At 60.9% G+C, this 13,797-nt stretch carries 14 protein-coding genes; 1 reads left to right on the plus strand and 13 read right to left on the minus strand.

The window, feature by feature from the left end; genetic code table 11:
* Window positions 1-6: 6 nt before the first annotated feature.
* The 7 genes from DPM35_RS12210 to DPM35_RS12240 form a co-directional block, all read right to left on the minus strand.
* Entirely contained in the window at window positions 7-924 is a 918-nt protein-coding gene (locus tag DPM35_RS12210; RefSeq protein ID WP_245431513.1) for an allantoinase PuuE, read from the minus strand.
* A 27-nt stretch (window positions 925-951) separates the two neighbouring features.
* The gene (locus DPM35_RS12215) at window positions 952-1,995 is read right to left on the minus strand and encodes a pyridoxal phosphate-dependent aminotransferase (RefSeq protein WP_112127514.1); all 1,044 of its coding nucleotides are present in this window, start codon (window positions 1,993-1,995) and stop codon (window positions 952-954) included.
* Between the two features lie 260 nt (window positions 1,996-2,255).
* The gene (locus tag DPM35_RS32410; RefSeq protein ID WP_181591995.1) at window positions 2,256-2,429 is read right to left on the minus strand and encodes a hypothetical protein; all 174 of its coding nucleotides are present in this window, start codon (window positions 2,427-2,429) and stop codon (window positions 2,256-2,258) included.
* A gap of 195 nt (window positions 2,430-2,624) precedes the next feature.
* Window positions 2,625-2,882, minus strand: a complete 258-nt coding sequence (locus DPM35_RS12225) for a hypothetical protein (RefSeq protein WP_181591996.1) — start codon at window positions 2,880-2,882, stop codon at window positions 2,625-2,627.
* A 514-nt stretch (window positions 2,883-3,396) separates the two neighbouring features.
* Window positions 3,397-4,110: a hypothetical protein gene (locus DPM35_RS12230; protein ID WP_112127516.1), complete on the minus strand. Its 714-nt coding sequence runs from the start codon at window positions 4,108-4,110 to the stop codon at window positions 3,397-3,399.
* A gap of 51 nt (window positions 4,111-4,161) precedes the next feature.
* A complete protein-coding gene (locus DPM35_RS12235; RefSeq protein ID WP_112127517.1) occupies window positions 4,162-4,953 on the minus strand; it encodes a glycosyltransferase family 2 protein in 792 nt (263 codons plus the stop codon).
* Between the two features lie 259 nt (window positions 4,954-5,212).
* Window positions 5,213-6,424 carry a glycosyltransferase family 4 protein gene (locus DPM35_RS12240; RefSeq protein ID WP_112127518.1) on the minus strand — a complete coding sequence of 404 codons (1,212 nt, stop codon included), beginning with the start codon at window positions 6,422-6,424 and terminating at the stop codon, window positions 5,213-5,215.
* A 123-nt stretch (window positions 6,425-6,547) separates the two neighbouring features.
* Here DPM35_RS12240 and DPM35_RS12245 point away from each other — a divergent pair, with 123 nt between their 5' ends.
* Window positions 6,548-7,465, plus strand: a complete 918-nt coding sequence (locus DPM35_RS12245) for a sulfotransferase family protein (protein ID WP_112127519.1) — start codon at window positions 6,548-6,550, stop codon at window positions 7,463-7,465.
* A gap of 13 nt (window positions 7,466-7,478) precedes the next feature.
* Here DPM35_RS12245 and DPM35_RS12250 read toward each other — a convergent pair whose 3' ends face one another.
* The 6 genes from DPM35_RS12250 to DPM35_RS12275 all read right to left on the minus strand — a co-directional run bounded on the left by DPM35_RS12250 (window position 7,479) and on the right by DPM35_RS12275 (window position 13,717).
* Entirely contained in the window at window positions 7,479-8,165 is a 687-nt protein-coding gene (locus DPM35_RS12250; protein ID WP_112127520.1) for a sulfotransferase family protein, read from the minus strand.
* Window positions 8,162-8,935: a sulfotransferase domain-containing protein gene (locus DPM35_RS12255; protein ID WP_146767939.1), complete on the minus strand. Its 774-nt coding sequence runs from the start codon at window positions 8,933-8,935 to the stop codon at window positions 8,162-8,164. The genes DPM35_RS12250 and DPM35_RS12255 overlap by 4 nt, the downstream gene beginning before the upstream one ends.
* A gap of 38 nt (window positions 8,936-8,973) precedes the next feature.
* Window positions 8,974-10,062 carry a hypothetical protein gene (locus DPM35_RS12260; RefSeq protein ID WP_112127522.1) on the minus strand — a complete coding sequence of 363 codons (1,089 nt, stop codon included), beginning with the start codon at window positions 10,060-10,062 and terminating at the stop codon, window positions 8,974-8,976.
* Between the two features lie 74 nt (window positions 10,063-10,136).
* Window positions 10,137-11,273, minus strand: a complete 1,137-nt coding sequence (locus DPM35_RS12265) for a glycosyltransferase family 9 protein (protein WP_112127523.1) — start codon at window positions 11,271-11,273, stop codon at window positions 10,137-10,139.
* 25 nt (window positions 11,274-11,298) lie between these two features.
* Window positions 11,299-12,480: a glycosyltransferase family 9 protein gene (locus tag DPM35_RS12270; RefSeq protein ID WP_112127524.1), complete on the minus strand. Its 1,182-nt coding sequence runs from the start codon at window positions 12,478-12,480 to the stop codon at window positions 11,299-11,301.
* Window positions 12,461-13,717 (minus strand): glycosyltransferase family 9 protein, encoded by a 1,257-nt coding sequence (locus DPM35_RS12275; protein ID WP_146767940.1) that lies wholly within the window; start codon window positions 13,715-13,717, stop codon window positions 12,461-12,463. The genes DPM35_RS12270 and DPM35_RS12275 overlap by 20 nt, the downstream gene beginning before the upstream one ends.
* Window positions 13,718-13,797 lie beyond the last annotated feature (80 nt).

Consider the following 13,797-nt stretch of genomic DNA (forward strand, 5'->3'; position numbering starts at 1 on the left):
CACGGCTCAGCCGCCGAAGCGGCTCAACCAGTGGCGGGCAAGGTCGGAGCGGCGGCAGACCCAGATGTCTGGGTTGGCCGCGATCTTGTCGAGAAAACGCTCCAGGCCGATCATGCGGCCCGGCCGGGCCGCCAGCCGGCAATGCAGCGACACCGTCATCATGCGCGGGGTCTTCTCGCCTTCCTTCAGCAGCCAGTCGACGCCGTCGCTGACATAGTCGAAGAACTGACTGCCGGTCTCCAGGCCCGAGCCGCGCGAAAAGCGGCTGTCGTTGTTGTCGAAGCTGTGCGGCACGACGAGGTGCCGCTTGCCGCCGACCTCGACCAAATAGGGCAGGTCGTCATTGTAGTCGTCGCAGTCGAACAGGAAGCCGCCATGCTCGACCACCAGCCGGCGGGTGTTGAGGCTTGGCCGGCCGGTGTACCAGCCCGCCGGATCGATGCCGGTGAACTTGCGGACCGCATCCACCGTCATGGCGATGTGCTTACGCTCTTCCTCCTCGCTGAGCGGCGCGTAGTCGATCCAGCGCCAACCATGGCAGACGATGTCGCTGCCGAGTGCTGCTATCGCCTTGCCGGCGGCCGGGTTTAGCTCCAGCGCGCGGCCGACAATGTAGAAGGTCGGGATGACGCCCTTGTCCCGGAACAACGAGATCAGCCGCCACACGCCGACGCGCGAGCCGTATTCGTAGAGCGATTCCATGTTGCGGTTGCGCAGGCCCGGCACGGCGGGCGACACGGCAAGGTCGGACAGGATCGTTTCGGAAACGCCATCGCCTTCGCCGATCGAGTATTCAGCACCTTCCTCGTAGTTGACGACGATGTTGAGCGCCAGTTTCGCCCCGCCGGGCCACTCAGCCTGCGGAGGCTGCTCGCCATAGCCGATGAAATCGCGGGCGGGCAGATACGGCATATGTGACGTCACGTCTTGAAATCCCCTCGGATGAAGCCCTTACCAGCATTGCCGGCCGCGCAGGGCGGTGAGCGCGCGCAGCGTGCGGTCCATGATGTCCTGCGGCCCGATGGTGATGCGCAGGCAATCGGTCAGGCCGTAGCCGGAAAGGCCGCGCACGATGATGTCGGCGCCGCGCAAAGCATTGTCGGCGGCAGCCGCTGCCGCCGTGTCGGCAAAGCGGACCAGGACGAAATTCGTCCGGCTTTCCGGGACCTCGTAGCCGGCCGCCCGCAGGCCCTGCGCGAAGCAATCGCGAATGTCCGACGTGCGCGCCACGATGGCACGCGTATAAGCTTGATCCTCGACGGCCGCGACAGCCATGGCAAGGCTCACTGTCGAGACCTGGTTGGAGTTCTGCATCTTGCGCACTTCGGCGGCGATCTGGGGGGCGAACAACCCCCAGCCGATGCGCGCGCCGGCCAGCCCGTAAGCCTTGGACAAACTTCGCAAGACGACGGTGTCGCCGCGTCCGGCCAGCGCGAAAACGGCCTGCGGATCCTGATCGTCGAATTCGCCATAGGCCTGGTCGATCATCAGGAGAACGTCGCCGGGAAGCGCCGCGCGCAGGCGCAGCAGTTCGGCGTTCTTGATGCGCGTGCCGGTCGGGTTGCCCGGATTGCAGACGAAGACGATGCGGGTCGCGGGCGTGAGCGCCGCCAGGATGGCGTTGACAGAAACCTCAAAGCCGCGCTCCTGCGCCTTGACATAGGTCGCCCCGACGCGCGCGGCCGCCGAGGCGGCGAAATTATAGGCGTAGCTTGTGGCGAGCACCTCCGCGCCCGGACCAGCGAAGGCCGCAATGGTGCAGGCGATCAGCTCCATCGAACCGGCGCCGCACAGGACAAGGTCGCGCTCGACGCCATAGGTTTTTGCGATGGCCTCGCGCAGCAAGGTCCAGTCCGGATCCGGATAAAGGTGGCTGCGCGCCACGGCGTCGCGGCCGGCTTCGATGGCCCTTGGGCTGGGCGGGAAGGCGCTCTCGTTCTGCGCCAGCGTCGGCCGGTCGTAACCGCCGAAATTCGCCAGCGCGAAAGCGGACATGGCCTCGATATGGGCGGTGGCTTTCGGGGGGCACGGCATAAAGGTCCGGCTGTCGGCTTTTTCGGCAGGCTGTTGCGCAACGAGGCTAAGGCAAGCCGATCAAGCCGCAAAGCAAAATTCGCCGGCACAATGGGTAACGGATTTTGGCCCATGCGGATGGGGAAGAGGCGCTGGCGCATGGGCTCTCGTGTTAGCCGGGCCAACCGGCTTTCCTGCGATTGGGGTTACCGTGATTGTCATTAACTCGCCCCGCGAGGCGTTCAGGGTTTAAATGCGTCGCGGTTGACAGTGATGGCTGGAGGCTTCCAACCGCCGCCTCCCGGCATGTCCAATGATGCGTTACGGAAACTCCGCTCGACTTCGGCGGTGTAGGTGCCGTCGTTCTCGAAGCGGTCCCAGAGAATCAAGCCAATAATGAGCGCGATGACGAACAAGGGCCAACGCATCGGACAAGCCCTCAGATGCCCGATCGATATTATCCCGCTGCGGGCCGATAAATACAAGCTTTTGCTAATATATGCCGACTTGGCCTGACAACCGCCTAGGGTGACAGTGCACAAATTGCCATGAAGGCTGATGGTCAAGCCCAGCGCTTTTGGAATCACGAATACGAGACAGGTCGCAAACGGCTACATGTCGTATCGAGGGACCAGCTTCGGCGACCGCAGTTCCTGGGCCATCTTTGCAGCTTGGAAGACTGTCATAAGAACGTAGGTCGTTTCACCTTCGGTCGAGTTTATGGCCAAGACGACGCGGCCAATCTCGTCGCTCATGGCGCAGGACCAGTCTTTGACAGCAATCGCCCGTTTTTCCGCCATGTACCCCTGCCTTCCCTCCGCGAGGTTATTTGGCGTCGTGAAGACCAGCAATTTGGACTGAATGCCCATCCCGTTGGGCCTAACGTCGCTCTCCCTTGTTGCCTTGAACCAGCGAGCAATCGGTCATGTGGCTGCTGTCCGGCGACGTCAGTTCCGTTCTGATCGGTCCCAGGGACGGCACATTGACGCGATACCCGTGCCTTTCAGAATCGCAGTGATTCAAATTTAAGCTGGCAATCTTGCTCGCATTTTGCTTTTGTTTGTTCCGGCTCGGGACATCGCAAAATGTTTTCGTCACGGAAGATGATTGTATTGATTTCCGGCTTATCCGGTTTGATTGGGACCGAAGCGATCGGTTACTTGCTGGCGAGAGTCGGCGTCGGTGACCGTGCTGGTATACTGGTCGCTGCTACTGTGATGTGTGCCGTTTGTTCGGTGGTTGGCTATCATGAAGGAATTGAGGAAGGCATTAGCGCCGCCTGATGGAAAAACAGCCTTTCCGGAAGAGCAGGGGTCTCTTAGCGCTGGTTCAGTGTCTTTGTGAATGGCTGGCGGAGTGAATGGCTGGCGGATACCGGCGGCATCAGCTTGCCCATCTGATCAATTCCGACCTCCATTCGTCGGCATAAGCACAATGCTCATAGCCGGGCATGGCCGGGGTTCCATCCGTAAAATGCACAATGGACGGATCAATCCCTGGATCGGAGTGACCGACCAGCCAATTCCACTCGGGCGAAAGTTCGCCGATCAGATCGTCTTCCAGCCAGCAGAAACGGTGCAGGTCCCGCCCGGGTACGGAGTTGACAAGTTCAAGCGTCAGAGCCTTGTTCGCCGGATGGTCGCAGTTAAAAAGCATGACGCTCGACCAGTTCTTGCGGGCATAACGGAGTTGGGCCTGCCCATCCATTTTAACGTCCACCGTCGGCTGGTGATTGTGCTTGACCACCATCACCGCCTTTGACGGGTCCGCAAGACCGAAAAGCCGCTGCAGGTCCCTGCGGACCAGCATGTCGCAATCCATAAACAACGCCCAACCCGAATTCGCCAGATGCGGCACCAGGAAACGAGAGCAGGCGAACTCCGTTGCCATTGGAGCTTCAGAAATCTCATCCCACAGGCGGCCGTCCTTGCGGCTTGTCGGGCGGGTGTAGAGCCCTCGAGCCCTGAGATCTGCCAACACCACCCCGCGCGCCGACACGGGTGAGATCATGTGGCGTCTTATTGAGTTGCGAGCGACCGCAAATGCATCGATTTCACGAGGATCGAAACCGATCCAGATTGACTGCTTACCCGCCATCTAATTCCCTGCGCACAATAATTATCAGGAGATCTGCGATCGCAGATTTGCTCAATTCATTTTTATAGCCGGAGTTTCACCTACAGGTACGTCGGCGCAGGAGCCGGACGGCAATGCTGCCCATTTGCTATAGGTATAACTTGCGCAATAGCCGGCGACAAGCAAACCAGCCGCTCCATCAAGCATACCGAAGCGAATAACGTAGCTATTAAGATAGGCCCAGGCAGAGTGAAGCAGCGCCTTTGTCGTCGATCCTTTCTTACCCATGCTCTTTATATGCTTGGCTGACGCTTCGGCATACATCCGGATCTTACGGTGCGCGTCGCCGAGATCGGTGATGCATTCATGCTCCAGGGGGTGCGAAAGGCGAGACAGATTACCGCGCAGGACAACCTTTTCGTGGACCGGATAGTCGGTGAAGCGACCGGCATCTCTGCGAAACAGGCGCAGGACATAGTCCGCAGACCAGCTTCCATGGTTTACAACACGTCCGCAGAAGCGCGATTTCCGGGGAATCTCGAAACCTGCACAGCCTCGCGGGTCCGCAATGGCCTTCTTTATTTCCACGGCGAGGGGAGCGTCCACCCACTCATCGGCATCCAACGACAGTACCCAGTCTCCGGTGGCTGCGGCAAGCGCACGGCCTTTTTGCACGCCGAACCCCGGCCAGTCTTCGGTGACTTGCACTTCAGCGCCCATGGCACCGGCGATCTCACGGGTTCTGTCGATGCTGCCGCTGTCGACCACGATGATTTCGTGGGCAAAGTCAACCGAACGCAGACAACGCTCGATGCAGGGCTCTTCGTTGAGGGTAATGACGATGACCGATAGCTTCGGCATCATCTTGACCGTCCGATGAACAGCCAAGGCTCGTTGACCTTGTGGTGATTAGGCATCCGCCCCCGGACCTCCAGCGCCAGAATGGCGCCGCACAAATCGACACCACGAGGCATAACGAATAAGCGGACGGCCCTCATCCCATCCCTTCAGGACATTCGTGAAAACGAATATGCCTCAACGGTAGCTGCCAGCGCAAGCCCGCCCGGGCTAAGGACCGCAACAATGGTCGTCGTTGGCTGAGCGCCTTGCGCCGCCGTCATGCTTATACCCGCGGTGCGGCCGCCGCCTCTTCACCGCGCTTTTCCGCCATGACCCTTTCATAAAGGGAGAGGGTCCTGTCGATCATGGTGTCGAGATCGTACTGCCTCGCCGCCTGCCTGACCAAGGGTGCGGCCTCAGGGGAGCGGGAGTGCCGCAGAGCGCGCAAGAGGCTCGCCCCGAGCTCGTCCCGCTCCGCGATGTTGCACACCAGGGCAGGGTCGAAGCGCTCGACCAGCTCGCGGCCGCCGCACATCGTGCTCACCACGGTCGGCAGGCCGCATGCCATCGCCTCCAGAACTACGGTCCCGAAGGGCTCGTACACCGATGGAAGGGCGGCGATGTCGGCCGCTCCGTACCATGGCCTCACGTCCTTTTGCGGCCCGACGAATTTCACACGGTCACCCAGGCCGCGCTTTTGCGCGAGGCGCCTGAAAGTCTCCATTCGGGAATCGTGCCCGACGACCCACAATTCCGGCAGAGGGTCCAGGCTTGCGGCGCCTTCGATGAGAGGTCCGAGACCCTTCCTGGTGAAACCCGAGCCAACGAACAGGATGACGGACCTGTCGGCGGGAACATTGAGCTGCGCCCTGACTCTTGCGCGATGTTGCTCGCGCAGCTCGAGATTATATGTGGCGAGCGAGACACCATTGGGGATGTGGTGGATCCTGTCGCCCGGAAAATCATCATAATGGCGGCGAATGTCGTCAGCCACCATCTTCGATATGGCAATCACGGCCCTTAGCCTCGAGCTTCGAAAGGTAAGCCGCTCAAGACGCAGCATTTCCTTGTGAAACAGGCTGAGCCTGAGCCCTGCGCCGTCCAATTTCGACAGCCGGCGGCGCTCGGCGAGGTAGGCCGCATGGACACCCTCTCCGGCGCGAAAGATATCACAGCAGGGCAATTTGTCGTTGCTCTGGACAAGCGCCGGCGCCGGGTCAAGCTGCGAAATCATGCGACACGCCGCCGTGGCGAAGGATCGAGCCCGCCATGCACGCGGGAAACTGCGGCCGGCGCAGCGAATGAACTCTATGCCTTCACCAGCCGGCCAGCCGCCGGACATGATCGCGACCGCCATGTCCCTCGCGCGGAATTCCTTGGCTATTGTGTCGAGCATGATCTCGCCGCCGCCGAATGGGGAATATTGTCGGCGCACAAAGAGAATGGGCTGCACGCGATCGGGGCGAGGCCGTTTATCAAGCCGTGAAACGGACATTTGATCTCACTGCGCCTTTGATTATCCTCGCCATATCATCTCGCGATGCACTACGGACTCACCCGTTGATGTGATATGCCGCGCAACAGCGATTTCGTTCGACGCTGTCCGCGGAGGTAGCCAATGATCACTGGTCCAGTCGAGACTACTGATACGTCTGTCACGCGCAAAGCCAAAGCCGGCGCGATGCGGCGCATCGAGCGCTCTTTACGGCCAGGGTTGCAAGGTCTTCGTGATCGGATCAAGGAACCATTTCTTGCGTGGGCATATCCTGAGGCGTTGTCTTTCTACCAAAGAACCATGCGAGGCGCATATTTGCCGGACGACCTGATTGATGTGGTCCCGCAACTGAAGATTCTCTATCTGGCTGTTCCCAAAGCGGCAAGCAGTCGTATTCGAAGCAATCTCGCGGCTTTGATTGGCAATGATACCATCTCCGGCTGGACAAGCAGCCGGAACTGGAGGGTGCACAATCGAAAGGCGTCTGGGCTTCGGGCGCCACGCCATAGCATTCTGCAGTTTTACCATCTGGCTGTGAGCCCCGAGGCCTTGCGGTTCACCTTCGTTCGCAATCCATACGCCCGGCTTTTGTCATGCTGGGCCGATCAATATCGCGACCGTCCGCTCGTGCCCGGATACGGGCGAGTCGAGGTCTATCTGGCCCATCGCGAAAAGGCCAATCCGGCGCTGCCGTTAGGCCCGGACAAGACGCTGTCTTTCCAAGACTTCGTAGCCTTCGCCTGCGCGACGTCCACATGGCGCATCGACAAGCACTGGCAGCAGCAAAGCGACATCGTCGAACTTTCAGGCATCACATTCGACCTTATCGGCAAGACCGAAACCTTCGCGAACGACTTCAAACCTGTTCTTGACTATGTTGGCGCCAGTGATGAAGTACGGCGCGCAGCAATCCCACCGTTCCATACCTCGGCCCGCCGCGGTCTCTCCGACTATTTCACGCCGGAACTGGCGGAGCGGATATATCGCGCCTATGAGCGTGACTTCGATAAGTTCGGTTATCCGCGCGCTCTTCCCGAGTAGGCCGTCGAGGGGCTCAAATATAACCGAATGCCTCCATCAGAGGCTTTCCCCGCCCCTCGGTGAGTTCCTTCAACTGAGCTTCACCGAGTTCGCGCTTCCACCGGCCACGTCCGTCGTAGATCGGTTGGTTGATCTGTCTATTGCGTAAGTCGGCATGCTTGGGCGACGCGTCGGAAGTGAGCCATCGTTGCGGATTTCGATGATAATCCAGCAAATTCGGCCTAAACGACAATGCCAAGAAGGCGCAGATTTTGCTGACGATAGCCTCTGGGTCTTCGACAAGATCTTCGTAACGATAGATCAGCACGTCGGCGCTGCCCTGCTCAGCCAGCACGAGGCTATTGTCCGAAATCCACCGATCGAGGCTCGCGGAGGCATCACCAAGCCTCCTCGTCAACGAGGCAACTGAATCTCGTCCATCGCGAACCGGCATCACGAATTTCGCACCCGGCACCAAACGTCGTATCCGATCGACGCGTCTGACGTGGCGCGGCGTTTTTTCGAGTAACGCCGATTTGCCCGCCCGGAAGGCGGCACGCTTCAGCTTTGAATAGCGATAAAGAGCAAGCGGGGTCCACTTGAAGAACACATTTGTTTCCTCAAACGGCAGGTAGACATCGGGGTGCGAAGCAAGAATCGTTGCGATGAGGGTGGTGCCGCTGTGCCCGCACCCGCAGACAAAACCTTGGCAGCGGATCAATTCACACCTGCCTTCGACTCATCGTCAGGGCAGTATGATATGCCGTATTGAACAAAGGCCTGGTCCAACTGCCTCCAGTAATCAAGCCGTGCGAGCACACTGTCACAGTAGGCAATGTCGTCAGCATCCAGATAGTCCAGGTAGCCGCCGACCTTACCCCTTCGCACTTTGAAGCTCTCGGGATCATCGAGATCGCGGGGCCGCAATTTTCCACCGTAGCGCAAACCCAACTCCCCGGAAGCCTCCGATTGGCGCATGCGCTCGAACGATCTGTTGTAGGTCACATCGGCAAGGTCGGAATCCGCAAACCGCCGTCCGATAAAATCTCCGATGGCACGCAACACTCCCTCGGTGTCTCTCTGCATGTCCTCGTACCGCAACAGAGCAATGCTTTTCATCTGCCTTGCGGCTGCAAACCACTGCAGGTTGAAAAGGGCGATCTTCTCGATCCCGTGCAACGCGCTTCTGACGCTATCGCCGATCGAGCCGGCCTGCAAATTATGGCGTTTGCCAACCTGAAAAAAACCCGAAACCGCAGTGTCTCGAGGGTCTCGCACCATGAGTAGGATATGATTCCGCTTGTACCGGGATTTGTCCGGGTGGATTTGTGCGATTTCGCGTAGCTCCTTGTGGTCGGAGCCATCGTGTGTGTAGGCTGCATCAACCCCAAGATCGTCAAGCACAACGCGAAGCCAAGTCCGCCCGGACTTCGGAAACGAGACGACAAGCAGAGGCGGCCGTTTTGCAAAAAAGCTGGACAGTAAGCTCAATCTTCATGACTCCGCTGCGGACAGTTTGATCAACCAAATTAGCGATTATAAATATGGAGCAAAGCGTCTGCTATCCGTTGAGCCGCGGGAGTTTTTGGGTCGATCGACAAATTCGCATTGAGGAATCGCTGACCTTGCTCGAAATAGGAAGGTCTCCCTCTGACTGCTGCACGGATATCCTTGACGAGATCGTGCCTCGATGAGTTCGGCTTGAAGGCACCTTCGGGTCGGTCAAATTCAACCATGGGCGAAACCGGGGGAAACAAGACCACCGGTATCCCGCAGGCAATGGCTTCATAAACGGTAGTGCTCGGGCGCGTAACCAGGACTAACGCATCTGGAAGCAACTGCGCGAAATCCAAGTTAGACTTGTTCGGCATCTCAACCTTGGCGAACATCGTTGGATGAACGCTGATGACATAGGCTAGGCCGAGCTCGGCGCACGCTGCCGCTACCGCTTCAAGTGATTCTCGATCAGATGAATTGTCAATTTCTCCCTTGAAGTTGACCAGCACAAAAAGTCCCTCGGGATGTCGTGCGCCGGCGTTCTTGATCGCGCGCTCGATCACTGGAGAACCGACGACATATGTTGGCTGGTATCTTTGTCGAAGAGCCGCTGGCCCCATTGCGAGGATATAATCGGCTCTGAAAAACCGATGTGGCTGCACAAGCCGCGCTCCGCCTATGTAGCCGACGACGCGAACCATGCCAAAGTTGATAGAGTCTATAAACCGCCTGAAGAATTGCGGCGCGTAGTCATTTCCGGTCACCATCATATCGCCGGGTCTTATCACCCGCTCGAGTTCAGCAAAGTCAATATAGCGCAAACCGCGAGCCTCCAACTCGGGCCGCGCCACGCCCCCGCGCTTTAAACCATCAAGATGCGCGAACACACATCGAACGCCCTGCCTGGTCAGAATCTCTGCGGCCTCGGCCAACAGGCGAACGTTGTTACGATTGTGGGGCACGAAAAATACGGTCCGCGTTTCTCCTCTTCCCCGGGTGTAGATACGCGCTCGTCTGAACAAATTTCCGGGGTGCATCAGCCGATAGATGGCGAGCAGACGCTGCTCAACTATCTCTTTGGCGGTCGCTATATCGCTGGTCTGTGTTTTTCGTCCGGGCATCGACGATGGTCCCTTATATCTCGAACATCCCTGCAGCCGAAGTCACGACCTTGCATGTCATCGTGGTGTCTCGGTTAGACCCCGCCGATGAGAATGCGCAAATTGACTTGCGCTTCTTGGAGCGCCGTAGCCCAATCCCGATGCGCCTTCGAGACAAGCACCGCGGAGGGGTAATAGGGCGTGCGGTCGCCTTCGACAGGCCAGGAGCGTTTGAAGCCGTCGCCCAGGATGAAGACCGACGGAACGCCGAGCGCGCCGGCAAGATGCGCGCCCGTGTTGCTGATGGTCACCACGGCGTCCATGGCCGCGACTTGCGCCGCGAAGCGATCCATGTCGACCAGTTGGTCTACGGTCCGGTCATAGAGGACTCGCTCCGGCACGCCGTCACTCAGCACCCTCAGGTCGTTCTCGATCTGGCCATATTGCAGCGAGACGAAGTTGAGGTCGGGCCGGCCGATCAAGCCGCGCCAGGCGGTTAGCGGCGGCAGATCCTTGCCGGGGTTTGAGCTGCCCCAGGCGACACCGACCAACGGCCGGACGTCCTTGCGGTAGCGCGCCCGGAACTCGGCGACACGCTGAGGGTCCGGCTTCAGCGGCACGAAGTGCTCCCGGATCGTTCTTTCGTCGGTTTCAAACAAGGCGGTCAGATGCTGGACACCGGCGAAGGCCTGCGCTTCGGCATAGGCCTTCTCCCTTCCAGTACCCACGGGTCTGACATCGGCCAAGGGAAATGTGCGCTCAAAAAGCGGAACGAGCCGCTGCTCGACAAGCACGATCACCCGGGCCGCGCTGGCGAGCGCGCGGCCGACCGAACTGGCATGATGGATCGCGGTCGCCAGCCCCTGCTTCTCGGTCTCCATGAGATCCACGAGCAATGTCTTTCCGGAAATGTCCTGGCCGAGCCACTCGCCGTCGGCACGACCCTGAACGATGTGGCGCCGGGCGATCTTCAGCTCGGCCGCCGGGCCATAGGCGCCCATCCGCATCAACCCCTGGCCAAGCTCGTCGAGCAGGCGGACCTCTCCCTTCTCCCTAGCTCTTGATCCTAGGGCAAGGGCCTTGGGCAGCGCGGCCTGCCAGTCGCGATCCTCGACGCTCTGCCGATAATCCGCCATCTGGACGGCCAGGTCGCCGTCACGCACGCGAAGGAAGAGCTGGCGCCGGTGGCGCCTGAACCACACCTTGCACCGGTACCCCGCCAGCGTGGCCATACGGCGAATCCCCCGCACAATCCGGCTATTGCCCATGGTGAGACCCACCCATGATGCTTTTCGCCAGATCGGCCGCTTTCTGCAAGGCAGGCGCCCAGCCGCGGGCGCCCTTTCGGATCAGTCGCACGCTGGGATAGGCGGCCACGGTGTCGCCGAAGGCGGGCCAGGACAGGCGGAAACCGTCGTCGAGCATGACGATGGTCGGCACGCCCAGCGCCCCGGCCAGATTGGCGCCGGTGTTGCTGATTGTCACCACCATGTCGAGCGCCGCGATCTGCGCTGCGAAGCGGTCCATATCCGAAAGCTGGTCGACGGACGTGTCGTGAACAATGCGGCCCGGCGCATGGCGCTTGAATTCCGAAAGCGCTGGCCCGACATCGCCATATTGCAAGCTGACGAACTGGCCCGGCAATCGGCCGAGCAAGCCCCGCCAATCCTCCAGCGCTGGCAGGTCCTTGCTTTTGTTCAGGCTTCCCCAGGCGAAACCGATCAGGGGGCCAGGCCCGTGATCCAGATATTTGTTGCGCAGTTCGGCGACCTGCTGGGGGTCCGGCCGCAGTGGGACGAAGGGGACGCGCGCCGCCGGATCGTCTGGCCAGAAATGCGTCGCCAGCGTCTCGAAGCCCGAGAAGACGTCAGCTCCGACGGCGTCCAGGTCTTCATCTCCCTCGACCCTGACATCGAGCTTCGGATAGGTCCGGCGATAGAGCGACGCCAGCCTGGGCTCGACGAAAACGATGCACCGGCCGGCTGCCGCGACAGCCGGACCGAGCAGCGACGCGAACTGAAAGAAGATCGCCAAATCGCCCGCGCGGCGGTCGACGAGCAGCGTTCGGCCGGCAAGATCGCTGCCGTCCCATTCAGCCTTGCCCGATACGCGCTTGCTCGCCGCTATCAGCTGCCAGGTGCGATTGCCGCCGTGAAGGCGTCTCAAGGCCCGCCCCGCCTTCTTGACGAGGCCGGCATCGCCCAGGCGCTCGCCAAGCTCACCCAGCGCCAGCGCGTGATCCTTGGCGGCCAGCCAATCCCCGCGCTCGATGCTCTCTTCCATCAGCCGCGTGTGCCGCTGGACCTCCGCGTCGGCATGCCATGAAGGCCGCTTGAAAAGAGCTTTCGCCCGGTCGATGATCGCCCGCAGACGCTTGGCGGCGGTGCTTTTCGGTCGAAGGTCCGCCGCCTTGGCCTTTTCAAGGATCGACCGCGCCATTCCCGTCCCCGCCGTCGTCGGAAGGTCTGTCCAGCATTGATGCAAGGCGGCGGCGGGCCTCGTCGAGCACCGCCGGCCATTCGCGGCCGTCCTTGTGGAGGACAACGCCGCTTGGGTACCAAGGGGTCCGGTCACCGGCCACCGGCCAGGCCGTTTGAAATTTATCATCGATCAGGAAGATGGTCGGCACGCCGAGCGCGCCGGCCAGATGGGCTGCAGTGTTGCTGATCGTCACCACCGCATCGAGCGCCGCGATCTGGGCGGCAAAACGGTCCATATCGACCATCTGGTCGACGCTTTCGTCATGGATAAGGCGCGCATCATCGCCTTTGCGCAGGCGCCGCAGGGCCGGCTTGATCGGGCCATATTGCAGGGAAACGAAGGTCGCCGGCGTTTCGGCCACGAACCTTGCCCACTCTGGAAAGTCCGGCACATCCTTGCTGTGCGACTTGCTTCCCCACGACAGGCCGACCAGGGGCAGATCCGTCGCTGCGCGATACTGTCTGCGGAACGCCTCGACGAGGCCGGGGTCCGCCCGCAGCGGCGTAAAGCTGGCGGCAAGCTCTCCGACGTCGCGGCCGAATACCCAGGCGAGATGCTCGAACGTCGCGAACTTCTGGCCCGTCGATTCGTGGCTGGCGGAGACGATCGTGGCCTTCGGAAAGGTGCGTTGCAGAAGCGGCACGATGCGCGGCTCGACCCGTATCGTGGCGTTTTCGGCGCGCGCGGCGGCCGCGCCGGCAAGCCTCGCGTGTCGGATGACACGGCCAAGGCTGCGCGGGTCGTCCTCGACCAGATCGATCAGCAGGGTATCGGCTCCGACGTTCTCGCCGGCCCAGTCTCCCGCGCTTTCGCCTTTACGCCGGTGGCGCGCCGCGAGGCGCAATTCGGCCGCGCGCGCGAAGTCGCCGAGGCGTTCGTAGGCCTGGCCTGCCTTCTGCATCAGTTGGGGGTCGGCGGTATCCTTGGCCAGGGTGGCCATCTCATCGACGCAGATCGCCAGGTTGCTCCAGTCCCGGCGCGCGATCAGCGCGTCGATCCTGGTCTGCTGCGCCAGAGCCGGAGCGGCCACCGGACCGTTGGCTCCGAGCAGCCTTCGCAGGGCCTTGGTGGCGCGTCCCAGTCGCAGGCCCAGGCCGCCGATCGCGTAGCGGACGTAGGATCCATGATAAAAGCTGGTCATGGGCCAGGGCGAGACATTTTGCCCTCGCAGCATCGCGTCTTCGCGGATGCGCAAAGGGACGCCGTAGCGTGTTGAGCTGGTGCGTGCTCCCTTCCGGACCGAGGGTCAGCGAGGCAGAAATCGATTCCGATCCG

It is taken from the genome of Mesorhizobium atlanticum (assembly GCF_003289965.1).
GTDB classification, from domain to species: domain Bacteria; phylum Pseudomonadota; class Alphaproteobacteria; order Rhizobiales; family Rhizobiaceae; genus Mesorhizobium; species Mesorhizobium atlanticum.